The sequence below is a fragment of the Fictibacillus gelatini DSM 15865 genome, from assembly GCF_000430745.1.
Lineage (GTDB): Bacteria > Bacillota > Bacilli > Bacillales > Fictibacillaceae > Fictibacillus_A > Fictibacillus_A gelatini.
In genome coordinates this window covers 336,244-361,570 of record NZ_AUMP01000003.1, presented here as the reverse complement: position 1 = coordinate 361,570, position 25,327 = coordinate 336,244, and the positions used below count along the sequence as shown (strand labels likewise).

24 protein-coding genes, 1 other RNA gene and 2 pseudogenes are annotated in these 25,327 nt (G+C 39.9%); 7 read left to right on the top strand and 20 right to left on the bottom strand.

The features are described from left to right. Positions 1-163: 163 nt before the first annotated feature. The 3 genes from H538_RS0107320 to H538_RS0107310 form a co-directional block, all read right to left on the bottom strand. Positions 164-583 carry a CoA-binding protein gene (locus H538_RS0107320; protein WP_026677052.1) on the bottom strand — a complete coding sequence of 140 codons (420 nt, stop codon included), beginning with the start codon at positions 581-583 and terminating at the stop codon, positions 164-166. Between the two features lie 8 nt (positions 584-591). Further along, complete coding sequence (locus H538_RS0107315) at positions 592-2,115, bottom strand: carboxypeptidase M32 (RefSeq protein WP_026677051.1); 1,524 nt, start codon at positions 2,113-2,115, stop codon at positions 592-594. Positions 2,116-2,214: 99 nt separating this feature from the next. Then, positions 2,215-2,559, bottom strand: a complete 345-nt coding sequence (locus tag H538_RS0107310) for a DUF1904 family protein (protein ID WP_026677050.1) — start codon at positions 2,557-2,559, stop codon at positions 2,215-2,217. Between the two features lie 195 nt (positions 2,560-2,754). Here H538_RS0107310 and H538_RS0107305 point away from each other — a divergent pair, with 195 nt between their 5' ends. Next, on the top strand, positions 2,755-2,976 hold the full coding sequence (locus H538_RS0107305) for an alpha/beta-type small acid-soluble spore protein (protein ID WP_026677049.1): 222 nt from the start codon (positions 2,755-2,757) through the stop codon (positions 2,974-2,976). Between the two features lie 99 nt (positions 2,977-3,075). Here H538_RS0107305 and H538_RS0107300 read toward each other — a convergent pair whose 3' ends face one another. From H538_RS0107300 to H538_RS23330, 6 genes are all read right to left on the bottom strand, one after another. Beyond that, positions 3,076-4,215 (bottom strand): THUMP domain-containing class I SAM-dependent RNA methyltransferase, encoded by a 1,140-nt coding sequence (locus H538_RS0107300; RefSeq protein WP_026677048.1) that lies wholly within the window; start codon positions 4,213-4,215, stop codon positions 3,076-3,078. 109 nt (positions 4,216-4,324) lie between these two features. Continuing rightward, positions 4,325-4,718: RNase P RNA component class B (gene rnpB / locus H538_RS25450), an RNA gene on the bottom strand. Between the two features lie 77 nt (positions 4,719-4,795). After that, the gene (gpsB, locus tag H538_RS0107295) at positions 4,796-5,101 is read right to left on the bottom strand and encodes a cell division regulator GpsB (protein WP_026677047.1); all 306 of its coding nucleotides are present in this window, start codon (positions 5,099-5,101) and stop codon (positions 4,796-4,798) included. Positions 5,102-5,187: 86 nt separating this feature from the next. Continuing rightward, positions 5,188-5,751 carry an SLOG family protein gene (locus H538_RS0107290; protein WP_026677046.1) on the bottom strand — a complete coding sequence of 188 codons (564 nt, stop codon included), beginning with the start codon at positions 5,749-5,751 and terminating at the stop codon, positions 5,188-5,190. Positions 5,752-6,161: 410 nt separating this feature from the next. Beyond that, on the bottom strand, positions 6,162-7,412 hold the full coding sequence (locus H538_RS0107285) for a ribonuclease H-like domain-containing protein (protein ID WP_026677045.1): 1,251 nt from the start codon (positions 7,410-7,412) through the stop codon (positions 6,162-6,164). Further along, positions 7,381-9,687 (bottom strand): DEAD/DEAH box helicase, encoded by a 2,307-nt coding sequence (locus H538_RS23330; RefSeq protein ID WP_154657923.1) that lies wholly within the window; start codon positions 9,685-9,687, stop codon positions 7,381-7,383. Before H538_RS23330 ends, H538_RS0107285 begins: the two co-directional genes overlap by 32 nt. A 168-nt stretch (positions 9,688-9,855) precedes the next feature. On the opposite strand from H538_RS23330, the gene H538_RS0107275 reads away from it, so the two are divergent. Both H538_RS0107275 and H538_RS0107270 read left to right on the top strand, forming a co-directional pair. Beyond that, positions 9,856-10,968, top strand: a complete 1,113-nt coding sequence (locus tag H538_RS0107275) for a PepSY-associated TM helix domain-containing protein (RefSeq protein ID WP_026677044.1) — start codon at positions 9,856-9,858, stop codon at positions 10,966-10,968. Positions 10,969-11,280: 312 nt separating this feature from the next. Then, positions 11,281-11,754 carry a MarR family transcriptional regulator gene (locus tag H538_RS0107270; RefSeq protein WP_026677043.1) on the top strand — a complete coding sequence of 158 codons (474 nt, stop codon included), beginning with the start codon at positions 11,281-11,283 and terminating at the stop codon, positions 11,752-11,754. A gap of 99 nt (positions 11,755-11,853) precedes the next feature. Here H538_RS0107270 and H538_RS0107265 read toward each other — a convergent pair whose 3' ends face one another. From H538_RS0107265 to H538_RS23320, 8 genes and pseudogenes are all read right to left on the bottom strand, one after another. Beyond that, positions 11,854-12,330, bottom strand: coding sequence for a metal-dependent hydrolase (locus H538_RS0107265; RefSeq protein ID WP_026677042.1), 477 nt, complete (start codon positions 12,328-12,330; stop codon positions 11,854-11,856). A gap of 259 nt (positions 12,331-12,589) precedes the next feature. Continuing rightward, positions 12,590-13,030, bottom strand: a complete 441-nt coding sequence (locus H538_RS0107260) for a MaoC family dehydratase N-terminal domain-containing protein (RefSeq protein WP_026677041.1) — start codon at positions 13,028-13,030, stop codon at positions 12,590-12,592. Between the two features lie 75 nt (positions 13,031-13,105). Continuing rightward, positions 13,106-13,936: a prohibitin family protein gene (locus H538_RS0107255; RefSeq protein WP_026677040.1), complete on the bottom strand. Its 831-nt coding sequence runs from the start codon at positions 13,934-13,936 to the stop codon at positions 13,106-13,108. Beyond that, the gene (locus H538_RS26435; RefSeq protein WP_169729200.1) at positions 13,905-14,072 is read right to left on the bottom strand and encodes a hypothetical protein; all 168 of its coding nucleotides are present in this window, start codon (positions 14,070-14,072) and stop codon (positions 13,905-13,907) included. The genes H538_RS0107255 and H538_RS26435 overlap by 32 nt, the downstream gene beginning before the upstream one ends. Positions 14,073-14,209: 137 nt before the next feature. After that, positions 14,210-14,752, bottom strand: a complete 543-nt coding sequence (locus H538_RS0107245) for a GNAT family N-acetyltransferase (RefSeq protein ID WP_026677039.1) — start codon at positions 14,750-14,752, stop codon at positions 14,210-14,212. Between the two features lie 94 nt (positions 14,753-14,846). Beyond that, positions 14,847-16,045: pseudogene (locus H538_RS23325) on the bottom strand (LL-diaminopimelate aminotransferase). 157 nt (positions 16,046-16,202) lie between these two features. Next, positions 16,203-17,075 carry an AraC family transcriptional regulator gene (locus H538_RS0107235; protein WP_026677038.1) on the bottom strand — a complete coding sequence of 291 codons (873 nt, stop codon included), beginning with the start codon at positions 17,073-17,075 and terminating at the stop codon, positions 16,203-16,205. Positions 17,076-17,456: 381 nt separating this feature from the next. Continuing rightward, a pseudogene (locus tag H538_RS23320) lies at positions 17,457-17,929 on the bottom strand (GNAT family N-acetyltransferase). Between the two features lie 172 nt (positions 17,930-18,101). On the opposite strand from H538_RS23320, the gene H538_RS0107225 reads away from it, so the two are divergent. The 4 genes from H538_RS0107225 to H538_RS26030 all read left to right on the top strand — a co-directional run bounded on the left by H538_RS0107225 (position 18,102) and on the right by H538_RS26030 (position 21,566). Next, a complete protein-coding gene (locus H538_RS0107225) occupies positions 18,102-19,169 on the top strand; it encodes a DUF3900 domain-containing protein (RefSeq protein ID WP_026677037.1) in 1,068 nt (355 codons plus the stop codon). Positions 19,170-19,614: 445 nt separating this feature from the next. Further along, positions 19,615-20,715, top strand: coding sequence for a response regulator aspartate phosphatase (locus H538_RS0107215; RefSeq protein ID WP_026677036.1), 1,101 nt, complete (start codon positions 19,615-19,617; stop codon positions 20,713-20,715). After that, positions 20,712-20,870, top strand: coding sequence for a hypothetical protein (locus H538_RS26035; protein ID WP_154657922.1), 159 nt, complete (start codon positions 20,712-20,714; stop codon positions 20,868-20,870). Before H538_RS0107215 ends, H538_RS26035 begins: the two co-directional genes overlap by 4 nt. 552 nt (positions 20,871-21,422) lie before the next feature. Further along, on the top strand, positions 21,423-21,566 hold the full coding sequence (locus H538_RS26030; protein WP_154657921.1) for a hypothetical protein: 144 nt from the start codon (positions 21,423-21,425) through the stop codon (positions 21,564-21,566). A gap of 73 nt (positions 21,567-21,639) precedes the next feature. Here the strand turns inward: H538_RS26030 and H538_RS26025 are convergent, their stop codons facing one another. The 3 genes from H538_RS26025 to H538_RS0107185 all read right to left on the bottom strand — a co-directional run bounded on the left by H538_RS26025 (position 21,640) and on the right by H538_RS0107185 (position 25,319). After that, a complete protein-coding gene (locus H538_RS26025; protein ID WP_154657920.1) occupies positions 21,640-21,786 on the bottom strand; it encodes a hypothetical protein in 147 nt (48 codons plus the stop codon). Between the two features lie 114 nt (positions 21,787-21,900). Next, positions 21,901-23,064, bottom strand: a complete 1,164-nt coding sequence (locus tag H538_RS0107190; RefSeq protein ID WP_026677035.1) for an iron-containing alcohol dehydrogenase — start codon at positions 23,062-23,064, stop codon at positions 21,901-21,903. Between the two features lie 77 nt (positions 23,065-23,141). Then, positions 23,142-25,319 carry a DNA topoisomerase III gene (locus H538_RS0107185; RefSeq protein ID WP_026677034.1) on the bottom strand — a complete coding sequence of 726 codons (2,178 nt, stop codon included), beginning with the start codon at positions 25,317-25,319 and terminating at the stop codon, positions 23,142-23,144. Between the last annotated feature and the right edge of the window lie 8 nt (positions 25,320-25,327).

Below are 25,327 nucleotides of genomic sequence, written 5' to 3'. Positions count from 1 at the left end.
ACCTTCTAACTATTTATCATATCAGAACATTTGTTTCTAATCCAGTCTTCGAAAAATACAAGCCAGATTCTATTGTATCTTTTCTCCCCAAAAGGTGCAAAAACATTTAAAACAATTGCTAAAGCAATTTTGTTTAGAAAATAAACCATCCTTAAAGGATGGTTTATTTTCCTAGCAATGTATAATACTCAACTTTAATACATTTATCCATAATCGAAGTTACACCGTGCTCTTTTAAATATTTATAAGCTTCTTCGTTACTAAGACCAAGCTGTGCCCAGAAAACATCCGCGCCAATTTCAACTGTTTCTTTTGCTACCTCCAGAAGAAACTCGCTTCTGCGAAACACGTTGACAATATCAACATGCCCTTCAATATCCTTTAACGACTTCACCGCTTTTGCACCTAATATTTCGTCCGCATTAGGGTTGACCGGAATGATCTCATATCCAGCATCTTGCATGACAGAAGCTACCTGATACGAAGTACGGGCAGGATTATCCGAAAGGCCAACGACGGCAATACGTTTTTTCGTTTCCAAAATCTCTTTAATTTCTTCATTTGTCGGATTAATCAAGCGAATCTCTCCTTTTAGATATTCAATCGATAAATATCGGCATATTTTTCTTCAAAATAGCGGACTAAATGATCTGGATTTAAGCCCTCTCCCGTCACATCTTGCAAAATTTCAATCGGTTTTTTCATTTTGCCGAAACGATGGATTTTGTCCGTCAGCCATTGTCTGATTGGAGTTAAGTTTCCGCTTGCTATAAGTTCATCAAATTCTGGAAGATCTTTTTGCATCGCATGTTTGAATTGAGCTGCGTATAAGTAGCCGAGCGCATAAGATGGAAAATATCCAAAACTTCCACCTGACCAGTGAACATCCTGGAGGACGCCCTTGCTGTCATTCGGAGGGGTTACGCCAAGATACTCTTGCATCTTTTCATTCCAAATCCGCGGAAGATCCTTCACTTCAATCTCATCGTTAAAAAGACCTTTCTCAATTTCATAACGCACGATAACATGAAGCGGGTATGTCATTTCATCCGCTTCAATGCGAATGAGAGAAGGTTCAACAACATTGATGGCCCGGTAAAAATCATCGAGTTCGACTTCGTTAAATTGACCCCCGCTATACTCTTTCAATGCTTCATAATACTTTTTCCAAAACCCTTTATGATGTCCAATTATATTTTCCCAAAATAATGATTGCGATTCGTGAATTCCCATTGACGTTCCGGAGCATAACGGCGTTCCGATCAAATCTTTTGCTATATTTTGTTCGTATAACGCATGGCCGCCTTCGTGAATGGTGCCAAAAATCGCGGTTCTAAAATCATTTTCCGCATATCTGGTTGTGATCCGTACATCGTCCCGGTTGATCGTGATTTCAAACGGATGCACTGTCTCATCAAGCCGTCCGCCGTTAAAGTCATAACCCATTTCTTTAAGTACATGTATGCTGAATTCCCTCTGCTTTTCTTTCAGAAAATGATGGAATAAAAAGCCGGTCTCGGGCTTATCTTTAGATTCGGTCACTTTTTGAAGTAACGGAACGATTTTTTCTCTAAGCTTGCCGAAGACGTCATCCAGGATTGCGACTGTCATACCGGGCTCATACATATCAAGAAGGGTGTTATATTTGTTTCCTTCATAACCCCAGTAATCAATAAACCGTTTGTTAAACTCGACGAGTTTTTCTAAATATGGCTGGAACATGGCGAAATCTGATTTTTCCTTCGCTTCCTCCCAGACACTTTCGGCCTTTGATTGTAAAATGACATACTCTTTATACTCCTGGGGTGGAATCTTTGTATTCCGTTCATACTCTTTTTTGACTTCTTCTAGCGTCTTCTTCGTTATTTCCGATAAAGTGGCATAAACGTCACTTTTGGATAATTCATTAATAAATTCTTTCATTTCTGTTGAAGTCGACATCGCAAACACATCTGAGGAAAGCGTGCCAATGACTTCTGAACGCTGTTCAACACCATTTTTGGGTGCACCTGTCCGTAAATCCCAATACATTAAGCTAATCGCTTCATTCATATGCATCATTTTTTTAACATAGTTTAAAAAATCTTGCTCAATCGATTGTAACGTTTGTGTCATTATAATCTTCCTTTCATCGCAATTAATAAAAGCGCATACACATTGTTAAATTCGATTCTTAAACTAAAATTCCTGCGGCAAACTAAAAAACAGCTACGATCAGCTGTTTTTTAAAATATTGGTCGATGATTCTTTCAATGGTCTACCTTCTTTATAGTAAAGAGAAGGAGAAAGTAAAACAAAGAAGATATGAACATTCCCATACCCTCTATTCTTTAATAGATGATGAATAATGGAAGCCAAATCGTCATGTACTTCCTGATCTCTCGGAAACATGAAAATTTCAACAGAAGGGGGTGTATCCGTTATTCGTTCGACATTTAGCAATTCAATTTTCACTTTTTCTTTTGAAACATTTGCCGTATAAGAAAATTCTTCGACGAGCAAAGGAGAGATTTCTTTTAAAATGTCTCTTTCAATTCCTTTAAAACGTAAAAATGGCATTGTGCATTTCCTTTCTATCTATGCAACTTGTTTATCAACCATTATACACCTATATTTCTTATTCAGTAACTCATCCGCCTTCTTTCGCTAGTAAAGCAAACTATAATTTACTTAAGCATTTGTATAACAAAAGAAATACTACATACACTACTAAAGCAAAAATCTTGCAAATACTACATAGGAGTTGAAATTAGCATGCCGCAACAACAAAGTAGCAGACAGAATAATAGCAATGAAATTCTCATTCCTTATGCAGAAGCTGCCATTGAGCAAATGAAGCACGAAATTGCCCGTGAATTCGGCGTACAACTTGGACCTGATACAACGAGCCGGGCAAACGGATCTGTCGGTGGAGAAATCACAAAACGCCTTGTAGCAATGGCCGAGCAACAACTTGGCGGTGGAATGATTCATTAAGAGCAAAATTGTCGTTTTGTTGAATTTATTGGAATCGCGAAACGCCAATTCCACTTTATAGCAAAAAGAGGAGTTATTAAACTCCTCTTTTTGCGTGATTTATTTTTTAGGTGGCCGTTTTCCAAAGTATTGATAGTAATCACATTTAATATGGCCGTTATACAGTTTTCGTTTTTTTGTCGCCTGTTTTCCATATAATTTCTCAAAATTTTCATTGGATGTAATGACGTAAACCGACCATGTATCATGGGGAATGAAAACTTGTCCCATCTCTTTGTATAACTGTGCGACTTCTTCCCGCTCTCCTAACCGCTCGCCATACGGAGGATTTGTTACGACATAGCCATACTCCTTTTTTGTCGTAAAATCTTTTACTTGCATTTGCTTAAAATGTACCAGCCCCTCAAATCCGGCTTCCATTGCATTATTTTTCGAAAGCTCAATCATTTTATGATCAATGTCTGTTCCTAAAATATCAAGAGGCACATCATACTTTGCGAGATCATTTGCTTCTTCCACCGCCCGGTACCACGTTTTTTTATCGATCCAGGACCATCCTTCAGAAGCAAATTCCCGATTTAATCCTGGTGCAATATTCTGGCCGATCATCGCAGCCTCTATCGGAATCGTCCCTGAACCGCAAAACGGATCAACAAAAGGTTTATCCGGTGTCCAATTGGTCAGCATAATTAACGCGGACGCCATCGTTTCTTTTAAAGGTGCTTCACTATGTAACGCCCGGTATCCTCTTTTATGAAGCCCCGTGCCGCTTGTATCGATGGAGATGGTCGCAACATCCTTTAATAAAGCGACTTCAATGCGATATAATGCTCCGTTTTCAGGGAACCATGTTTCTCGTTTATAGGCATTTTTCATGCTTTCAACGACCGCTTTTTTCACAATGGCCTGGCAGTCCGATACACTAAAGAGCTTGGATTTAACCGATTTGCCGATAACGGGAAACTCTCCGTCTTCAGGAATGAAATCCGCCCATGGAAGTGCTTTCGTTTTTTCAAACAATTCATCAAACGACTCCGCTTTAAATTCACCAATCACAAGTTTCACGCGATCAGCTGTCCGAAGCCAGAGGTTTGCCTTGCAAACGGAAAGTTCATCTCCTTCAAAATATACTTTCCCGTTGTCAACAATTACATTTTCAAACCCCAGGTCACGAACCTCTTTGGCAACAAGCGCTTCAAGTCCCATAGCCGCCGTTGCAATTAACTTTAATTTTCTCATTCAAAGGGATCTCCTTTATTCGCTACATTTCATTCGCTTCTCTAAGTTATTATGTATAAATAAAAAAGCCCACATACGGGGCCCCTTGTGTTTTCGTTCACCAATAACGTTTTGTAAGCCATGTTCTGTTCCTCCGTACTGCAATCGGTTGAAACCTCGTACAAAGGTGGTAATCATCTATCTACAGACCGCATAAGGCGACCTGTTTTCCTTTGCGTTCATTTCCGCAAGAGGAAATTCCCCTACCATAATTTGGGTTTCTCACTCGTGGGGTTTACCGCGTTCCACTCTTTCTGTTTCCAGAAAGACTACGTCACTGTGGCACTTTAAAGGTAATATCACCATATCCAGAAGACTTAGGTGAGTTCCCTGCCGTTAGACCAGTCGAAACCAGTCTACCCTGGCTTATTTTTTCGCCAGGCACGAACACTACGGTCATCTCAGATCCGTGTGAGCATGGACTTTCCTCTACATCTGAAAAGATGCAGCGATTACCCAAACGTTATTAGTATTAAAATCGAAAAGCATTGTCCATTATAACAGGTATAAGAACAAAAAGCAAACAGGTATTTTTTAGGTTTTATTCATACAGTTTGCTTCCGAAAACATGCTTTTCCAAGTTCGATAGACGTTGAAGAATATCGGAGTTTAAATTCATCGATGCAGTTGGAACTCTTCTTGTCTGTTCGGAAGCGTTTTGCAGTTCTTTACGCAATCGATTATTTTCCTGCATGAGCTGCTCATACTCTTTTTGGAATTGCTCATAGTCTTTAATGATTAAATCTAAAAATTTATCCACTTCATCCTGGTCGTACCCGCGAAAACCTTGTTTAAAGTCTTTTTCAAGTATTTCTTTAGCCGTTAAATTTAATTTTTTATCGATCATTCACATTCACCTCAATGTTATACACTAAGATTTTATACTATATTGTTTCAAATGTCATTGTAAAAGTCAATAATTACTGCCTTGTTTTACCAATATTCACCTTTTGATTCCATCACTTCTTGATAAATGACTTCTAAATCATAAGGAGTAATCAAATGAATTTCATACGACGGATCGACTGATTGCTTTCGCTTCGCTTGTTCGATGTAAAAGTCAGGTGAACCTTGTTTTTCCTCATCATATAAAGCGAGAATGGCGTCCGTTTTTTCAACGAGATAACGATTTTTCATGCTTAACTGCTTCGGACTTTCATAAGGCTTTTTCGAAATCGCATCAACAAAATCGGCATTGGAAAGGAGTTCATAATATTGATTTTTGCGTTCCTCTTTCCAGTTCGCTTCTTGTTCTAAAAAAGGCAGCAAAACCGCTAATTGCAAATCGGGATAATCTTTTTTCAAGTCAATGACAACTTCACCGGCCCAGCATTCTACACCGAGTTGCCCGCTAATAACCACCCACTTAAGCCCTTCATCAATGAAGGATAAAAGCCGTTTTTCCACGGCTTTCTTAATATATACAATTCCTTCATGATTCTCTTTGAAAATTCCTAATTCATGCGATTTATAGCCTGTTACAAGAAGGTTTTTAATCATTTTTAAAATTCCCATCCGCAATTCATTACATTTATAAAAAAGAACCAATCTAAAACGATTAGTTCTCCATTTAAATTCCGTGGCTAAATTCATTAGCAACTAGCAATGTCAAACCTACAACAACAAAAAACATAAAAAGAATCCATTGCCGCATGACTTACCTCTCCACATCATTAATAAGATGAAAAAACATTTCCCTATTCTGCAATACAAAAGTTACAGAAAATTAGTTTATTCCACAAAAAACGACAACCATTTCAGATGTGTTATGACGATATAAGTCAATTTAAAGCTGATTTTGCGCTTGCCTGGGGAATAAATAGGGGAAATGAGGGACAACTTTATTTTCCTATCCCATCATACACAATAATCAGCAAAAAATAAATAGGACTTCCTTTATTTTTTCTTTAAAATCGGCACTTTTTTTCGATCCGCTCAATTCTTTTTTCAAATTCTCTCTGTTCCCTATTTGCTTTATGTTTTAAAAGTCTTTTTTTGCTTTTCCATACTGAAAAGCCTTCTTTTGCATAGTAAAGCGCTTTTTCATAATCTTTTTTATGATGTTCATACAGTTTCGCCAGTTCAATCCAGGGCCCTTCGTCTTTCAACCCGGGTTCACAAAGCTCTTCTAAAAGCTTCAAGGCTCGGTCATATTTTTTCATTTTTTTGTACAAAAAAGCTGCAGCCTTTTTGGCGCGTATGCTTTCCGTTGAATCATGCTGAATGATTTCTTCATATTTCGTTAACGCCATCTCTGTTTCTCCTAATGCCTCCAGCCAACGAGCCAGCTCAAAACATTCAGCAGTTGTTACAGGGAGATCATTTTGAATGATCTTAGACATATGGATATAAAGCGTAATAAGAGATAGAACATCCCATTCGTTATGCTTCATAACACCCTGGATAAGCTGTGGGTCTCCTTCGTTCAAAAATTGAAAATAGAGCATCGGAGCTAAATACCCCGGAACATCATTTTCACGGAAGACTCCAAGTATTTCTTTCTCGACGATCGATAATCGAACAGACGGGAGTACATGTTTCCATAATCGCCGTGCCCCGTGGAGCAAATCATAATGGCCAAACGCGGGAAGTGACGGCACATAATCACGGATGAGCGTATGCCTTGTCTTCACCTGAGGCCAATCAAACGATTTACCGTTATACGTTACCAGGTTTTTTAGCTCGTTTACCTGGGTTAAAAAATAATGGTATAAGGCAATTTCCGACCCTGGCTGAGGAAGAAAATATTGCTTTACTTTAACTTCGTCATTGTCAATTTTACTGCTTCCTAATAAAAAAATCGTATTGCCGGACCCGCCGCTCAAACCGGTTGTTTCTGTATCGAAAAAAAGCAAATCACCGGGATTTAACCCTTCTGACGCAAGAGGATGGTGAACCTTCATTTGTTGCCACCGCTCCATTACCTCATAAAGTTCCGAAAACCGATACTTTCCCCATAATTCGTCCAATGGATAAGCGACTTCTCGGATTAAGCAATAATCTTCCTCGAAATAATAAGGAGTCGTCTGAAAATCTTCCCAAATCTTCAGCTGAGGAACATGAACCCGGTGTGACGGTTTATCGATTGGCAGAGAAGCGGCATTTTTTTCCGGCACTAAATGTTTTTTAAACCGATTGAGCTTTGATTGGATAGACATCGTTATTTCTCCTTAAGCTATTCAATAAATAGAGTGCCTTTTTCTTTCCGTCCTTCCCTTCAGCGGCCATCTCCGTACAGGATGGGCACCCGCTTTCGCACGGACATCGCTCGATGAGAGCGGCCGCTTCATGAAGAATCGTATCCCATTCTTTGTAAACCGTTTCGCTTAAACCGACCCCTCCCGGATAACGATCATATAAAAAGATCGTTGGTTTTCCCGAATGAACGGCTTTCATTTGCGGAACGACATGAAGGTCTCCTTTATCACACATGACAAAAAGAGGAGCGATATGGCGCAAGACATTTGCAATGCCAATCAAACTTTGTTCAAGTTCGTTTGTAGAAAAATCGTTTGTGATCGGATCATTAAAAGAAATCCATGTTGCGGATGTATGGAGCTCTTCTTCCGGCAAATGAATGGGACCGGAGCCTATGTTTTGATGGGATTCAAATTGGATTTTCTTAAAAATCGTTGCCATAGCATTGACAGTCACTTCACCAAATGCCCGTTCATGTGAATGAAATGATGTCGATTGGTCGACTTCAAGCACTTTTAGTGAAACGGCCAGGTTCGCATCTGTAAAATAATCGACGTTCACTTCGCGGACATATGCCTTTTTCTCCTCATAATCAAGCTTTTCAACTTGATACTGAACGCCCTGATGAAGGTAAATCGCTTCTTCATGAAGCAGCGTCAATGAGCTGAACCGATCCATTTCTCCAATAACCTTTACATTTGCGATATTCGTTTGATCAATAATTACTACATTTTCCTGGGAGGCTGAGCGCAAACTAATGTTATGCGCCGGAAATGAGTCATTCATCCAAAAATATTGGTCGCCTTGATGATGCAACACTTGTTCGTCAGTCAAAAATTCCAAAATCTCTTCAATCTCAACGCCATCAAAACTTTCGCCTTTCTTAAAAGGCAATTCATAAGCCGCACATTTTAAATGGTCGACAAGAATGATTAAATTGTCTGGATTGATTCTTGCAGATTCAGGCGAGCGGTTAAAAAAGTACTCCGGATGCTGGATGATGTATTGGTCGAGCGGACTTGAACTTGCCACCATTATGACAACCGATTCATCCTGTCTTCGTCCCGCGCGTCCTGCCTGCTGCCAGCTGCTTGCGATCGAACCCGGATAACCAGTAAGGATGCATGCATGCAATTGGCCGATATCGACTCCAAGCTCAAGCGCGTTTGTACTGACGACACCCATAACCTCCCCGCTCCGCAGGCCACGCTCGATTTCACGCCTTTGTTTGGGCAAATAACCCCCACGATATCCCTGGATCGATTTAAACCCGAATTCTTGTTTCGCAAGTTCCTGTAAATATGTTAATAAAATTTCAACACGCACCCTGCTTCTGGCAAATACGATCGTTTGAATTTTATTTTGCAAAAATAATTTCGCTAAATTTCTTGCTTCTAGTGTGGCGCTTTTTCGAATATTAAGCGGTCTGTTGACGACGGGCGGATTGTAGAATAGAAAATGCTTTTTTCCCGACGGCGCCCCATTGTTATCAATTAATTCCACCTTGGCTCCGGTCAATTTTTCTGCCAATTCTTTTGGGTTGGCAATCGTTGCGGATGTGCAAATAAATAAAGGATCGCTGCCATAAAACCGGCAAATGCGTTTCAACCGGCGGATGACATTTGCCACATGGCTTCCAAAAACACCGCGGTATGTATGAAGTTCGTCAATTACAACAAACTTTAAGTTTTCAAATAAAGACACCCATTTCGTATGGTGAGGCAAAATTGCAGAATGCAGCATATCGGGATTTGTCAATACAACATTCCCCGCCTTGCGGACAACCTGGCGTATATTCGCTGCTGTATCTCCATCATACGTATAACTTTTCATGTCAAGGCCAATCGCTTCAATAAGCTCATTGATTTCCGCTTTTTGATCATGTGCCAGCGCTTTTGTCGGAAAAAGGTACAACGCACGTGTTCCAGGATTATTCGCAATTTCCTGTAATACCGGCAAGTTGTAGCAAAGCGTTTTCCCCGAAGCGGTCGGTGTGACAGCGACAAAACTTCTTCCTGAGTTGGCCGCCTTAAATGCCGATAGCTGGTGGGTATACAAAGCATCGATTCCGCGTTGTTGCAACGCTTTTACAATTGCTGGATGCAAGTCTGCCGGAAACGGTATCGTTTTAGCCTGTTTTTCTTCAATCGTTTTCCAATAGACGATATTTTCATTGATTTCGGTGTTCTTCTTTAAAAAATCAAGAAGTTCCCCCATTGATTTTTTTCCGTTCACATCTCTCACCTCGTTACCTTTATTGTAACGAATGAACGTTCGGAAATAAACAAAAAAGCAGCGAAAAATTCTGCTTTTTAATCAGAAATTTCCCGTTGACACAGATAATGATAATCATTATCATTAAGTGTCTATACATAACGATTGAATTGGGGGAAATAAATTGATATGAAACCACGCATTTTTATCCAAAAAATACATTTATGGCTCAGCATTGCCGGCGGTGTATTCATCTCTCTTATTGGGCTGACAGGAAGCTTGCTTGTCTTTGAGCCCGAACTGAACCAACTTTTGCACCCTCAATTGTACAAAGTAACTGAAGGGCAGCCTGTTTCTTATCAAAAAGCCTTGAATCATGTTCTGGCCGCACATCCGAACGGCATTGTGCAGCGCGTATACACACCTCGCGAGCCGAGTGCCCGGGGCGTATACTTGTTCAGGCTTCAAGAAGATGGCGAACAGCAAGAAGTGTTTGTAGATCCTGGAACCGGGCATATCAATGGGGAGCTTGGGAGCCATTCATTCTTTAATTTCGTAAAAGAGTTCCATGAACAATTATTGCTGAAAGATTTTAATGGTGAAAAAATTGTAGGCATCATTGGATTCATCTTCTTTTTCATCTCTTTATCCGGTCTCTATTTATGGTGGCCTGGAATTAAAAAATGGGCACGTGGATTCACGATGCGAAAAAGCAAAAATCAGTACGTCAGAAACTACGATTTACATAAAATGATCGGAGGTATTTTCGTTCCGTTTTTGCTGGTGGTGTCATTGACAGGCGCTCTTTTTGTTTTTGACGAGAATATTTTCCATTTGTTTGGAGCGGAAGCGAAAGTCATGCCTGCAAAAGAAAAAATAATGGTAGATCCCGTTCATAATGAACCAACTTCAATTGACAGCTGGATCAGCGCGGCTCAAAAAACGGTACAAGGTGGATCCGTTATGCAAGTCAGATTTCCTGCCCAGCCAAAACAAGGAACATTCAAAGAACCTATAGAAATCCGAGTAAGTCGTCCTTATGATCCGGGTTACGGAAACGTGAAGGTCTGGGTTGACCCTTATCATGGAAAAACACTTGCAAAGTTGGACCCAAAAATTAACCGCAGAATGACTTATCAAACTTGGCACTTCCCATTGCATACAGGACAGTTCGGAGGATGGCTTACCAAAATCTTATATGCTATAGGCGGGTGCACGCCTTCTGTACTGATGTTTACCGGGATATATATGTGGAGGTATAAGAAAAATAAACAGAAGCGGAAACTGCCATTAGTTGCTTAAAATTTTCACAGGCAGCTCATTATAGAGAGATTTCCAATTTGTGTTTTTGTTTATTATCATAAATTCGGTGCCTAAATTTAAACCAATTCTATAAATTAGAGCCTGTTTTTTGAAAAATCACTCATAAACAGGCTCTTTTATATGTGCATCATCAGATCAAACCTTTTTATTATGGTAAGCTTTTATCATTTTTGCACTGGCATTCCCTCTTCAATTTTGATATAATCCCGATAAATCTTTTCTCATTTATTTCTTAATGATTAAATATCTTACCAACTAAGATGTTTTCGTTATAAGAAAGGTGTGCTTAAATTGTCAACCCATTTTTCAAAACGCGATGAATTAATCCATGCTCTTACGGATCAGATGAGAATTTCAAGTACGGTAACTATTTTCTTTCATCAGGCGATCGCTGAACATTTAGGACTAAACCAAACAGATCACAAATGTTTGGAATTATTGCAACGAAAAGGAGCGATGACTGCAGGAGAGCTTGCCGAGGAAAGCAAGCTGACTACTGGAGCGATTACCGGAGTCATAGACAGATTGGAGAAAGCTGGATTCGCCCGTCGTGTTAAAGATCCGAATGATCGAAGGCGTTGGATTATCGAGATCGTGCAAGAAAACATAAAAATAATTGAAGATCTTTTCAAAACGTTCGCGCAGCAGACGATGCAGCTTTACGACAAATATACTGATGAAGAACTGGCTGTCATTCTTGATTATGTCTCCGAAAGTACGAATCTGACAGTAGAATGGACGAAAAAACTGAGGGAAAAACGTTGAATGGTTTTTATGAAAATCATCATTTTCCTGTTCTATATGTATAAAAGGAGCAATTCCCGCCGGAGAAATGCTCCTTTCCTTAAAATAGTTCATAAATCTTTAAAAATAGAATTGATACCCGTAATAAGCAATCAACAACGTTAAAACAGCAAGAAAACCATGTTCCAGCATTCCGCCTGTTTTTATATGGAAAGGGGCTCGCACGCGAATATGCAGCGGCCATAATAATTGAATGCCTTCTTTAGTTAATGCATCCAACAATAAATGGCTGAAAACCCCGACTAAAATCCCCCACTCCATATCTCCGGGGAATGATGTGTACATAAACAACAATGTTAACATTAACATAAAGATTAGACTATGCGTAAATGTCCGATGTCCAAACGTTTTATTTACTAGAAATGACAGAAACGATAATTTCCTGCCTATTATAGAATTTGGATGGCATATATCAGGCAACAAAGCACCCGCTATGCAGCTTGCAAAAAACAATCCTTCATGAGCGACATCGCCAGCTGCTGTAATATAAATTATCCCTGCCGCCAGGCCACCTACAATATGTGTTTTCCCTTCCAATTAAATTCCCCTCATCCTCTATTTTGAACCTTATAAAGCTTGTATTTCATTATATAATAAATAGCAGCCTTGTTCATTACTGGACTATTAGTATCAATCGGCATTTCTTCTGCCGACGTGCTCTTTTTAAGCATCATAAATTTAGTTTTGGCGTTTATTTATGTATTGATAGTACGGTAAATGAAATTTTAGTTGAAAAACATAGCCTTGAAACAGGTTCAAGGGCCACCCCTTCAAGACATCGCCCATTTTTAATGTATCATCCCCTTCTTGCCGCTTCGGTAATAATAACAATTTGTCTCTCGCTAAAAATGAGTTTTCCATCCGAGTCCTCCCCATATCGTTTCAGGACTAAAAAGCCCGTTACACCATTTGTTCCTTTTCTTTCAGAGTAATTACTCACTTCTACATAACAATATACTTCTTCACCGACGAGCAAAGGCCGTTTAAAATGGAACGTCTGCTCCCCATGGATTAAACCTTTGTCCGGAAGATTCATCCCATCAATCTCCCCATAATCAAAAACTCTCGGGAAGGTAGGAGGGGCAATATTCGTTTTGTATCTTGACCGTCTTCCCGCCTCTTCGTCGATAAAAATCGGACTGGCATCGCCGATGGCCTCGGCAAATTTTTTTACCGCGCCTCGTTCAACGATATTTTTCACCTTATTGGATCGCTTTCCAACAAACTCTTGTAACATCAGTCATCACCTCACAGTTACATAATAGTGCTAAAATAATGGAAAAACCAGTCAAAGGACTGGTTTTTCCTAATTTTATTTATTTTCTTTTTCATCTACAGGGATTTGAATGAGTGAATTTGTTCCCGTTGCTTTCGGCATTTTCCCGTCCCATTTTTGAATCCACATGTATTTGATCACTTCGGGCGACATTGACTTTCGAATTGTTTCATTATATTCAGCAATCGCCTTTGCTTCAATTTGTTTTTTCTGTGCCTCTGCTTTTGCGATTTTTAATTCCGTCTGTTTTCTTTCAAGTTCCTGCGCGGCTTCTACCCTTTTGTCGATTGCAGCCTGAGTCGATTTATCCGGTTTAGGCACGCCGAGCGTTAAATTATCGATGACGAATCCTAAGTCTTTCACATCATCCGCAAACAATTTTTGGACATTGACGGCAGCGTCTGACGACTTTTCGCCGTATGTATCAATAACAGAATATTTCGCAATTGCTTTACGGCTTGCATCCCAAAATCTCGTTTTCAAATACGTATTCTCGATTTCTTCAACGTCCACTGGGCCAAACTTATTGAAGACATCCACCACTTTATCCGGCTGGATGCTATAGTTATAAGCAAAATCCATCGTGATGTTTTTACCGTCGGAAGTTGCGACCTGAATATTGTTGTAGTTAACCGTTTGCATCCGGATCGGGTAAATTGTCACTTTATCGAATAGGCCAACTAAATGCCACCCCTGGCCAAGCGTTTTTTCTTGCACACCGCCGTTAGGACTGTATACCACGCCCACATAGCCGTTTGGAATTTTTTCAATAAAAAGCGAAACAATAAAAACTCCAAGTAAGAGTGCCGCTCCAACGATAATCCCGCCAACCAATCTACGGCCTTTTCCCCTTGTTTTCTTTTCCACGATCTTCATCATCCCCTAGAAAATTTTTTATTTTTTCAGCGGCGCCGCCGATTTTTTTGAAAGATGGAAAAAGAATGAGCCAGACTCCGAAACCGATTAATCCTACAACTAGTAAAGAACCTATGAATACTTTCATCTTATCCACCTCCAAAAGTCAATTTTTACATTATTTGCAGAAAAAGTCACCCCTTTTTGGAAAAATTGCAGAAAAACTTCTTACTACATAACATATTTATTTTTCCAAAAAATAAAAATCCCGCTTTTGCAGGATTTTTAAAGGTCGTCTTCAAGAATCGCAAACATAATATGGTCTTCCCATTTACCGTTTATTTTTACATTTTTTCTGGCAAGGCCTTCCCTTTGAAAACCCGCCTTTTCCAGTACTCTGGCCGACCCGGGATTCCTTGGGCTAACCCCGGCTGTAATCCGGTGCAATTTCAATTTTTCAAATGCAAATTTCACGACGAGGCGAACAGCTTCGGTCATCAACCCTTTGCCATTATATTGTTGATCTAAAGCATAACCGAGAATGCTGCTCTGGACGTGTTTCCTGACTACTTGTGCAAGCGTAATATCGCCGATTAACCGATCATTTTCCTTTAAGAAAATGCCGAACGTGTATCTCTTGTCTTCTTCCATTTCTTTTAGCTGCTCTTTAATTTTATTTTCCTGAAATTCCGAAGTATAAAAGGAATCCTCATACTGCATAGAAAATTGTTGGAAAAATTCTTTGTTCCGGATGTTCAGATCCACCAGTTCTTTCGCATCTTCAGGTGTATAATACCGAAGATAAATGCGTTCCCCTTCTAATCGCATCTTAATCGCCTCATTTTTCTTAATATTATACCCGATAGTATTCGACATTGATGAACAAAAACCTTTTCTGCTTTTGAAAAAGGGTTTTGTACGGTTAAACATTGAAAGAAATGTTTACCATTTGTTGTTCATTTTGAAGAAATGAATGAATTCGGCCGGCTGCTTGTTCAAGCCGTTCCGGTGGTTGAACGAGAGCAATTCGCACATATCCTTCGCCCCGACTTCCAAAAGCATCACCGGGAACGACGACTACACCCGTATTTTCAATTAATTCAAAAGCAAATTGCCTCGACGTCCAGCCCTCCGGTATTTTAGCCCAAATAAACATCGTAGCGGCGGATTTCTGAACATTCCAGCCGCTTTTGGCAAGACCGCTAATTAACGCATTACGGCGTGTTTCATACTCCTTCACTTGTTCAGAAAGGACAGAGAAATCTGAAGTAAGTGCGGCTATGGCTGCTTTTTGAATCGGATAAAAAATACCATAATCGATATGGGACTTTAAGGCAGCCAGTATGTTAATAGCTTGAGCGTTTCCTACAACATACCCGATTCGGCAGCCGGCCATATTGAAGGTTTTAGAAAGCGAATTGAATTCAATAGCCACTTCTTTTGCGCCAGGCACTGACATAAAACTAATCTGAGGATGATTATCGAAAATCAATTCGGAGTACGCGAAATCATGTACGATTAATATATTGTGGCGTTTGGCAAATTGAACGACTTCTTCAAAAAAAGTCCGGTCAGCCAGCGCAGTTACCGGATTTCCCGGATAGCTGAGCATCATCATTTTTGTTTTATTCACAATTTCAAGCGGAATCTCATCAAGTTTCGGCAAAAATTGATTTTCGGCAAGCAAAGGCATCGGGTGAATGGTTCCGCCAGCTAAAGTGACACTCGCTTCATAGATTGGATATCCCGGGTCAGGGACAAGTACATAGTCGCCAGGATTAATTAAGGCAGTCGCTAAATGAGCAAGTCCATCCTGAGAGCCCATAAGTTGAAGTACCTCCGTGTCAGCCTCAAGCTCCACTCCATAACGATTCTTATAAAAATAACAAACAGCGTCGTGAAATTCTGAAATTCCTCGCAGTGTATAACCGTAGTTGGTAGTGTCTTTTACATGTTTTACAAGCGCATCAACGACAAAAGAAGCTGGCGGCATATCCGGGCTCCCGACACTCAAATCAATCACGTCTATCCCTTTTTGATTGCTTCTTGTTTTCGATTGGCTAACTCTGTGAAAATACTTGTAGTCAATTTCTCCATTTTATCAGATCGTGCGAGATTCATAGGTCCTCTCCTTTTAATCTATAAAATTGTTTATGAACATTGCATAATATCAAACCATTTTGATTATTTTAACATAAATGAAGGGATTTTATTTGGGAAATCTCAGCTTGCAAAAGAAATAGCACACCACGATTGGGATGCGCTATGTCTGATGAAATTACTTTTTCAAAACCGGAATCCAAATTTCACTTTTGAAAGATGCCGAGGTTACATCTTTACTCTCATTCCACAAAATTTCCGGGCCCTCAATTTGTTCATAGTTTGAAGATGGAAACCATTCAGAATAAATGCGCCCCCATACTTCTTGAAGCGTATCAGGAAATGGTCCGATCGCTTCGAAAACAGCCCATGTCAAGGCGGGAACTTCAAGTGCTGAAAGTTGATCGGGGCATTCATTCGTTGTGGCCACGCCAATATAATGGTCAAGCTCCCCCTTCTCCTCCATTCTACCTTCTGAAAAGTTTGTTGATGCGCTAATAAGTCCAAGCGGAGCGACATTGGAAAGCGTTTTTAATTGAAGGATTAGCTCATCATCTAAACTTTTCCACATAGCGTCAATCTCCGGGTTAACTCCTTTAAAAATCAATGGAACCTTTTTCTTAATGCCTACGATCCGAAATTCCTTTTTTTCTTCAATACGATAGTTCATTTCATTTCCTCCCATAATGGATAATTGGAAGATCATCCGTGGAAAAGCTTTAAGTGAATGGCCATTTTTTCTCGCTTCTGACGGTGTTATGCCATGTAGCTTTTGAAAAGCTCTAGTAAAAGAATCGGGTGATTCATACCCATATTTCATCGCAATGTCAATAACTTTGACGTTTCTATCCTTAAGTTCAAATGCGGCTAGCGTAAGGCGTCTACGGCGGATGTATTCGGAAAGCGAAATGCCTGCAAGAAAGGAAAACATCCTTTTAAAATGATATTCAGAGCAGAAAGCAAGCCTTGCCACTTCTTTAAAGTCAATGTCATTTGCAAGGTTTTCTTCGATGTATGTTATCGCACCATTCATGTTCTTAAGCAAATCCATAATTTATGACCTCCTTCATCCATAGAATAACGGGATTTGAATGGATCCATCCGACATTTCGTGCACAATTAAGCAGGGTCTATTCTCATTCATAAGTTTAGTACGTAAACAGGCAACATAACAAATTCAGCGGCTCTTCACCGAAATTGGAGGTTTAAAAAAATATAGCTAATGAGGGGTACCACCAGCAAAACGCGAAAAAACCACACAAAGATTTGGATTATTCATAAAAGTCATTTCAAAAAGTACTTAAAAGAAATGATGTATGTAAAATTTCGCATATAATTTTAAGAAATAAAATAGCCAAATTCCCTTTTGTTTCTGGCAGTGAGAATTTGGCTATTGATGTTCTTAATCGCAAACAACATGGCTTGAATTTCTTTAGTTGAGGGTTAGAACAAACTCTTCAACATCTTTACCGCGCGCATTTGAATACCCGATGTCTTCGCCCGAAATTGTGAAGCCACATTTTTTTAAAACCTTAAGGGATCCAGCATTGTCTTTCGCGGCACGAGCATATAGTGGACGAATTGTAACCTGTTTTAGAAATTCTCGTAATGCATTGGTTGCGATTCCCCTACCCCAATATTCCTTTCCGATCCAATAGGTGACTTCTGGTTCTCCAAACTGCTCGAAATGTGCAATATGTCCAACTACAATGTTTTCAACAATAATCGTTTGGCTAATAATATCCCTATTTGTAAGTATTTTGTTCCAGTGTTCAACGAAGCCATTCCAATCATTAGGATCCTTGCTTGTAAAGGCAGCCATTTGATTTGCTTCACTATCCTGCTGATGCTTAAAAAAATAGGAAGGTCATCCTCAATCACATTCCGAAGCACTAAATTGCTCATTAAACTCCCCCTCTGTCGTTTATTTCATTTTAGCAAACATGTGTTCCTGTCACAACATATTTTTATCGTGTTTAACTACCTTGATATGCTACTATCATATATTAAAATTGACGAAAGTTTGCCAGGTTTCTATACTAATGAGAGTCAAAGAAATGAAGCCAGGGTGAATGAAATGGATTTTACAATTACGTATTTGTCATTTTTCGTCGTGCATGTAGAAGGAAAAGGCGAACAGGCGAATAAACATTATAAGCATTTTCAAACATTGAATAGTGAAACCTATGAATCTAGCGCATTAAAAGACTTTTTGGACGGTGAACTGACGAAAATTGTTAAGCGGAAAGTGGAACGGCATCCAAAAACTGAACAAGTGCCGACGAAGATTGGCCGGTTTATCGTCGAGCCCGGGCACGCACTCGATTCGAACCCGAATTATAATCTCTTTCACCGGGCTCGTTTTGCCGCGACAGAGGAAGATTTCAGGAAAATCAGTGAGCAGTTTGTTTCCTCCTATCTCGATACGAGCGCAGTGCGCGGCGGTGTATTCCTTGTCGCATCCGCAAAGCTACGGAAGTATTTCGACGATCCATTCGTCTTCATTATGAAATGTGACTTCGAGCCAAAAGTCGCTTCCATTGCAGATGAAACGTCCCTTATCCGCAATGTCGAAATGGCAATTACAACGAAAAACATGAAATCGATTCAATATCCGTACATGCCGGAAGAAGGAATGATCGAGGAAGGCGAACTAAAGATCCATCAAGCTTCTCATGCCCGCTATTTCGAGGACTTTTTAAAGTTCGTAGAGTACGAACAGTCGATGCCGGAAATCGTGAAAACACAGGTGATCGGCATGGTTCGCGAGCATATCGAGGAAACGTATGAAGAGAACAGTGAAGAGCGGGAACAGATGGAAGAAGCGATGGAAACGTGGGCGGCCAGTCCGAAGCGGGAAATACGCGAGCATTTTACAACAGAGCAGGTCGTCGAAGCGGCATCCCAAATTGTTGAGCATACACCGGAACTGGAATTAAAAATGAAAGCCGACCATATTTCCATTAAAGGGCTGTTGGCTGATTTCGGTGATCAAATCCACCTCGCCAAAGTGAACGGCCGTTATGTGACCATCATCGAATCGGATTCCATTTTGTTTGAAAAAGGATTTTCGCCAATTGAGTTTTTGAAGCCGGATGAGCTGGATGCAGTGATGGAGAGGATTAAAAGAAAAAGCGGACATTGAAGCCGGGTTTTATTGAACCCGGCTTTTATTCCCAATCTTTTTAAAGTTCGCCACGTACGGGTTGTCTTAACTTACATCATATTTAGATTCATTGATGATTATTTCAAACGTTAATTTCCAGTAAATAGATTGAGAGGAAAATAGGACTATTAGCCTATTTCAAAGTTGCAGGACATTATTTTGCGCTGCTAAAAAGCTAATATTTTTCTTCTTTTTCGATCTCTTTCCAAGTATTTCAGAATGGAAGGAACTAAAATGGAAACTACTAAATCTTTGGACAGCCAAAGAGTAGAACTAGAACCTGTTGCTTTTTTTGAGAAAATAGAACAGATGTCCGTAGAGTTAAAGTACCCTTTTTACGACAATTTTCCCAATTTCTTTTTATTCTTCTTTATGATACTATCAAATTAGCATTAAGGAAAAATAAGGAATAGGAGGGGATTTAATGGCTGTCCAGGCGATTAGCAAAGAACAGATGATGCAATTGTTGAATGAGTGGTATCAGGAAATTCGGTCACAAAATCTTATTAAATCAAGACAACTGAAAAATCAGATAGAGCAAAAGCTTCAGAGCATGGAACATGATCCAACCCAAACCCTATTTGTCTATTACTCTTTACTAGATTCCCGGTATCTAATGCTCATCAATGATTTAACTAGTGCGGAAAAAACATTGCAAAACATTGATTTGCCCCTAGCACAAACTGACGATTTTATCACTTATTACTATTACTTTTTTAAAGCGATTTTAACTACAAAAACAGGAAATTATAGTGATGCGCGTCAATATTACATAAAAGCTGAAAACTATTTAAAATATGTTGATGATGAGATAGAGAATGCGGAATTCAATTATAAAGTCGCAATTTTTTACTACCATATTGAGCAACCATTATTGGCAACTCATTATGCATCAAAAGCAAAGTCATTATTTGAGGAAAAGCCCGGATATGAGATCAGCGCTGCTGACTGTGAAAATATTTTAGGATTGGCATGTATCTCGTTAAAACAATTCGAGGAAGCTGAAGAACATTTTATTGCAGCATTGAGCATCGCAGAGGAAAAGAAGCATGAAAAATTATCATTAACCGTTCGATACAATCTTGGTCTCTTATATGCCGATCAAAATCTTTCTGCAGCAGCCATCAATCGCTTAAAATTTGTTTATGAAAAAGGAGTTAAGCTAGATAAAACAACATTTCTCTTAGCCCGTGAATACTACAAAATCGGAGAACCGGAAACAGCAGTAGCCTTTGTCGAGGAAGGATTAAAACATTGCGAAGAAGCCAATAACGAAGAATATCGTATCCATTTAAATATTCTTCACAAAATGAATCATTCGGTAGAAGATACTGAGTTAGAATCGGCTGTAAAAGAAGGAATTGACTACTTCAATAAAGAAGAATTATGGATATATGTTCAAGATTATGCCGAAAAGTTGGCCGTTCGTTTTTATAATAAAAATAAAGCAGAGAAAAGTAATTATTACTTTTATATTGCCTATGAGGCGAAACAAAAACTACTTGAAAGAGGGGCGTTGAAATGAAGAAATTCCTTTTTGTTTTAGGTTGTCTTGCCCTGGCATTTACCGTTTCAATTACTGAGTTAAGCTTAAAAAAGGAGGCAGGACACGGAGAAACGCTTTCAACCCACTATGTTGCTGCAAAATTTGTCCAAGAAGGGCACGGAGAAACACTCTAAGACCACTTAGTAATACGTGGTCTTTTTTTTATGTGAACTACTCAGCACCTTCGCTGAGAGGTGGGAGCTTCTCAGTTCCACGACGTCGGAACGTTCAATTGTCCTTTCTTATTTTTTGCCAAATTTCTCATCCTCTAAATATTAAATGTGTAGAATGATTAGGGTTCAACTTTATGTCAGTTTTTATGATAATTAAGTTTTAATTATTCTGTTGTTCTCATATACTGATTTAAAAAGTAGGGGGATCAAAGATGCCTAAAAATGAAGTTGAATTATTGATTGAGGCTTTTTTTGGTGATGAGATCAACAGTAACAGCAGCAAACAAGAAGAACACGCCAAAAATGATACTTGATTTAAGCATCGTATTTGGCGTACTTCCATTGCAATAAATCCCTTTAATCATTGCAATGCCCATGTTCTTGACTTCTAGGGCGTCAAAAATACCGTCCAGAAAAAAGTGCTTCATAGTGGTTATAGTGTCTTGTCAAGAATGGTTTCTGCCCTCTCTGGCATACTAATCAATACAGAAAAAAAGAAAGGAAGCGTATGAAATGCCAAAAAATGAAGTTCCGAAACTGATCAACGCCATTTTTGATGATTCCGAAATGAAAAACAAACAAGATACTGGACGTGCTAAAGAATTTGATACAAAAAATAAAAAAAGAAGCAAAACCACTGAAGGTGAGACGACATAAGCATGAAACTTTTCTGGAGATTTTCAACAAAGGACAGCAACCCCACTGGTTGCTGTCCTTTGTATTACGATTATTATTCTTTTTTTAAATTGGCTTGATCATCAACCGTTTTGTTTCTTGACGTCGTATTTCGCATGACATCAGCATTGGTATTATCAAGCGCTTCTTCTACATCACCTGTAAAGTTCATTTTATGCTCTGGCACTCGCTCATTTTTCATCCGTCGTCCCTCCCTTCTTTCGTCATTATTTCCTTTGCCATCTGGTCAATACATGAAATCGAACTCTTTCACGAAACTAAAGGAGACTATGATTACAACATAGTCTCCCCATTGTTACAACGATGCCCGGTAGATGGCCAGAACATCTTCTTTATTCAATTGTTTAAAGTGGCCGAATTCACCGTTGGCCATCGCTTTTTCAGCCATGACGTCCAACTTTTCCTCTCCAATTCCGTAGTCGGCGAGTCTTGATGGAGCGCCGATAGACGTCCAGAAACGTCTTAGCGCTTCTATTCCTTCCAGCGCAACTTCCCGGTCTGTTTTTCCTTCCGCATTGATAGAGAACACACGCTCCGCCATTTGCTTGAAGCGGGCGACATTTTCATCGAGCACATGCTTCATCCAGTTTGGAAAAAGAATAGCCAACCCACCGCCGTGAGGGATATCGTAAACGGCAGAAACAGCATGTTCGATGTTATGAGTTGCCCAGTCGCCGCGAACACCCATTGCGAGGGTTCCGTTTAACGCCATCGTTCCCGCATATAAAATCGTTTCTCTGTACTTATAGTTCTCAAGGTCATTAACAAGTTTCGGTGCCGTTTCAATGACTGTCCGTAAAATCGATTCACAATAACGGTCCTGGATCGGCGTGTTTGTACCATGATGGAAATATTGTTCGAATACGTGAGACATGATGTCAACCATGCCGTAAACGGTTTGATCCCGCGGCACTGTAAATGTATGGCGAGGATCCAATATGGAGAATTTCGGGAACGTGACCGGGCTTCCCCAGCCATACTTTTCGTTTGTTTCCCAATTCGTAATCACTGATCCGCTATTCATTTCAGACCCGGTCGCCGCCAATGTAAGAACCGTTCCAAACGGCAGGGCTTCCTGCGCAATCGCTTTCTTCGTAACCAGGTCCCAGACATCTCCTTCATACTTCGTCCCGGCGGCGATTGCTTTCGTGCAGTCAATGACACTTCCTCCACCAACCGCAAGAATGAAGTCAACACCGTTTTCCCGGCAAATGTTAATCCCTTTCCTTACAGTTGATACTCGCGGATTCGGCTCAACCCCGCTCAATTCTACAAATTCAACACCGATTTCATCCAATATTGATGTAATTTGATCGTAGATTCCATTTCGCTTAATGCTCCCTCCCCCATAGACGATCAACACTTTCTTACCGTACTGGGGAACTTCTATTTTTAATTGCTCTAACTGGCCCTGTCCAAAAATGAGTTTTGTTGGATTTTGAAATACAAAGTTTTGCATCTTTCCAATCCTTTCTAACTAGTATAGTAATGCGTTAATACCATACCATAAACTTCTTGATTTAAAAAACGTAATGCTTATTGTTTGCCCTCTGCAAACGAAAAAACGATCTTCTCTTCCTTTTCATTATAGATGAGAAATGCATCAAAGCTTTTATCTCCTTTTTTAAATCCTTTAATGAGACCGGATTTTCCGTCTTTTAGTACTTTTTTCACGTTCGCCTGCGAAATCGTCTTTCCTAATATTTTTTTTGAAACGGTAAACGTGCAGTTTTTCGTTTTGTAATTAGTACAACCATAAAATGTTCCCTTATTGATGATATCGCCATCGCATTTTTTGCATTTGCCCATTTTCGTGCCGATCCCCGTTCGTTTTTTCGATGGACTTTTCGTTTTGAATGCTTCTAGAGAATAACCTTCAAAATTCCATGTGACGCTCTTCTCTTTTGCTTCTTCAATCAAGCTGACGGCGAGCCTTTTCGCCTGTTCCATAAAAGCTTGCGCCTCCGCCTTCCCTTCCCCGATTTCATGAAGCCTTTTTTCCCATTTTGCCGTCATTTCGGGAGAAGCAAGAATGCTCGCTCCAACCGCTTCAATTAATAGCTTCCCTTTATCTGTCGCAAACACCTGGTTTTTCTTGATTTCAATATACTTTCGGTCTTTTAAGACGCCAATGATTCCTGCCCGTGTTGCTTCTGTCCCGAGGCCTTCCGTGCTGTTCAACACTTTGACGAGCTCTTTATCTTCTAAATGTTTTCCACATGTCTTCATCAATGTGATCAGCTGGCCTTCTGTATACCGTTTCGGCGGCTGCGTCTTCCCTTCTTTTACGTTTGCCTCTTCAACGTTTCCTTTCTCTTTTTCTTCTAAAGGAGGCAAATCTTGTTCCTCATCCCCTGCCTTTTCACTTTTATCATAAATGACTTTTCGCCATCCTTCCTGGATTTGTTCTTTTCCTTTAGAAATGAAGGAGGCTCTTTCATCCACTAATGTATGGACCGTCGTATAGTCAAAGATGGCATTGTCATAGTGGGCGGCAATGAGACGAAGAACGATCAAATTGTATATTTTTTGTTCTTCCGCTGACAGTTTCTCTGGATTGACGACTTGCTCAGTCGGTATAATCGCATAGTGATCGGTAACCTTTTTTTCATTTACATACCGTTTATTATTCGCAATCGATTGGAAGGGCAGCGGGAAGTACGATTGATATTGCTCGAAGTTGCTTAGTTTTTGAAGCGTTTCAGGAAATAGCGCTGCTTCTTCTTTTGTCACAAAACTGGAATCGCTTCGGGGATAAGAAATGATCCCTTTTACATATAATTTTTGTGCAATGTCGAGCGTCTTTTGTGGGGAAAATTTATACATTTTATTCGCTGTCGCTTGCAGGGAAGATAAATTGAACAGATAAGGCGGCTGCAGTTCCTTTCGTTCTTTTTCTACCGATTGGACCCTGGCCTCTTTTCCTCGGCAGAACTCAGCGATTTTATTAGCTAACTTTTGATCGGATAAGCGGGTTTCGCCTTCTTTATGCCATTTTCCTTCGTACCGCTTGCCGTTCATGTTAAAAATGGCATTCACTTCCCAAAAAGGCTCTGAGCGGAAGTTTTCAATTTCTTTTTCCCGTTTAACAATTAACGCTAGCGTCGGGGTCTGGACGCGTCCCGCTGAGAAAACGTCCGAAATGCCTTTTTGCCGGAGCAAAAGCGTATATGCGCGTGAAATATTGATGCCAACGAGCCAATCCGCACAGGCGCGGCTCAGCGCTTCATAGTAAATGTTTCTCGTCTCTTTTTCGTCAAGCAACTGTTGAAATCCTTTTACTACTGATTTCGGGGTTAACGAAGAAATCCATAACCGCTTCATTTTTTTGTTCGTTTTGCATAATTGCAAAATGATGCGGATAATCGCTTCTCCTTCCCGTTCTGCATCGCCTGCCATGATGATTTCCTCTATTTCTCTTTTATGCACCAATTCTTTGATGATTTGAAACTGCTTCCATTTTGATTTCATCACCCGATGCTTAAATTGCGAAGGAATGATTGGCAGTGTTGAAAGCGACCACTTTTTCCACCTTGCATCATATTCTTCCGGCGCGACCAATTCGCATAAATGGCCAATCGCCCATGTTAAGAGGGCGCCTTTGGGAAACAATTCATTTGGCGCGATTTCAATAAAGCCCGACTTTTTCTTATGGGGAAACGGAGCGGCAAGCTTTGCTCCCTGGTCTGGCTTTTCCGCAATAATAAGTTTCATTTCAAACT

What these genes read in the sequence shown, in the direction of transcription:
- H538_RS0107315 (WP_026677051.1), bottom strand. Translation starts at nt 2,115, where the DNA reads ATGACACAAACGTTACAATCGATTGAGCAAGATTTTTTAAACTATGTT.
- H538_RS0107310 (WP_026677050.1), bottom strand. Translation starts at nt 2,559, where the DNA reads ATGCCATTTTTACGTTTTAAAGGAATTGAAAGAGACATTTTAAAAGAA.
- H538_RS0107305 (WP_026677049.1), top strand. Translation starts at nt 2,755, where the DNA reads ATGCCGCAACAACAAAGTAGCAGACAGAATAATAGCAATGAAATTCTC.
- H538_RS0107300 (WP_026677048.1), bottom strand. Translation starts at nt 4,215, where the DNA reads ATGAGAAAATTAAAGTTAATTGCAACGGCGGCTATGGGACTTGAAGCG.
- gpsB (WP_026677047.1), bottom strand. Translation starts at nt 5,101, where the DNA reads ATGATCGATAAAAAATTAAATTTAACGGCTAAAGAAATACTTGAAAAA.
- H538_RS0107285 (WP_026677045.1), bottom strand. Translation starts at nt 7,412, where the DNA reads ATGTCTATCCAATCAAAGCTCAATCGGTTTAAAAAACATTTAGTGCCG.
- H538_RS0107275 (WP_026677044.1), top strand. Translation starts at nt 9,856, where the DNA reads ATGAAACCACGCATTTTTATCCAAAAAATACATTTATGGCTCAGCATT.
- H538_RS0107260 (WP_026677041.1), bottom strand. Translation starts at nt 13,030, where the DNA reads ATGTTACAAGAGTTTGTTGGAAAGCGATCCAATAAGGTGAAAAATATC.
- H538_RS26435 (WP_169729200.1), bottom strand. Translation starts at nt 14,072, where the DNA reads ATGAAAGTATTCATAGGTTCTTTACTAGTTGTAGGATTAATCGGTTTC.
- H538_RS0107245 (WP_026677039.1), bottom strand. Translation starts at nt 14,752, where the DNA reads ATGCGATTAGAAGGGGAACGCATTTATCTTCGGTATTATACACCTGAA.
- H538_RS0107235 (WP_026677038.1), bottom strand. Translation starts at nt 17,075, where the DNA reads ATGGATTTGCTTAAGAACATGAATGGTGCGATAACATACATCGAAGAA.
- H538_RS0107225 (WP_026677037.1), top strand. Translation starts at nt 18,102, where the DNA reads ATGGATTTTACAATTACGTATTTGTCATTTTTCGTCGTGCATGTAGAA.
- H538_RS0107215 (WP_026677036.1), top strand. Translation starts at nt 19,615, where the DNA reads ATGGCTGTCCAGGCGATTAGCAAAGAACAGATGATGCAATTGTTGAAT.
- H538_RS26035 (WP_154657922.1), top strand. Translation starts at nt 20,712, where the DNA reads ATGAAGAAATTCCTTTTTGTTTTAGGTTGTCTTGCCCTGGCATTTACC.
- H538_RS26030 (WP_154657921.1), top strand. Translation starts at nt 21,423, where the DNA reads ATGCCAAAAAATGAAGTTCCGAAACTGATCAACGCCATTTTTGATGAT.
- H538_RS26025 (WP_154657920.1), bottom strand. Translation starts at nt 21,786, where the DNA reads ATGAAAAATGAGCGAGTGCCAGAGCATAAAATGAACTTTACAGGTGAT.
- H538_RS0107190 (WP_026677035.1), bottom strand. Translation starts at nt 23,064, where the DNA reads ATGCAAAACTTTGTATTTCAAAATCCAACAAAACTCATTTTTGGACAG.
- H538_RS0107185 (WP_026677034.1), bottom strand. Translation starts at nt 25,319, where the DNA reads ATGAAACTTATTATTGCGGAAAAGCCAGACCAGGGAGCAAAGCTTGCC.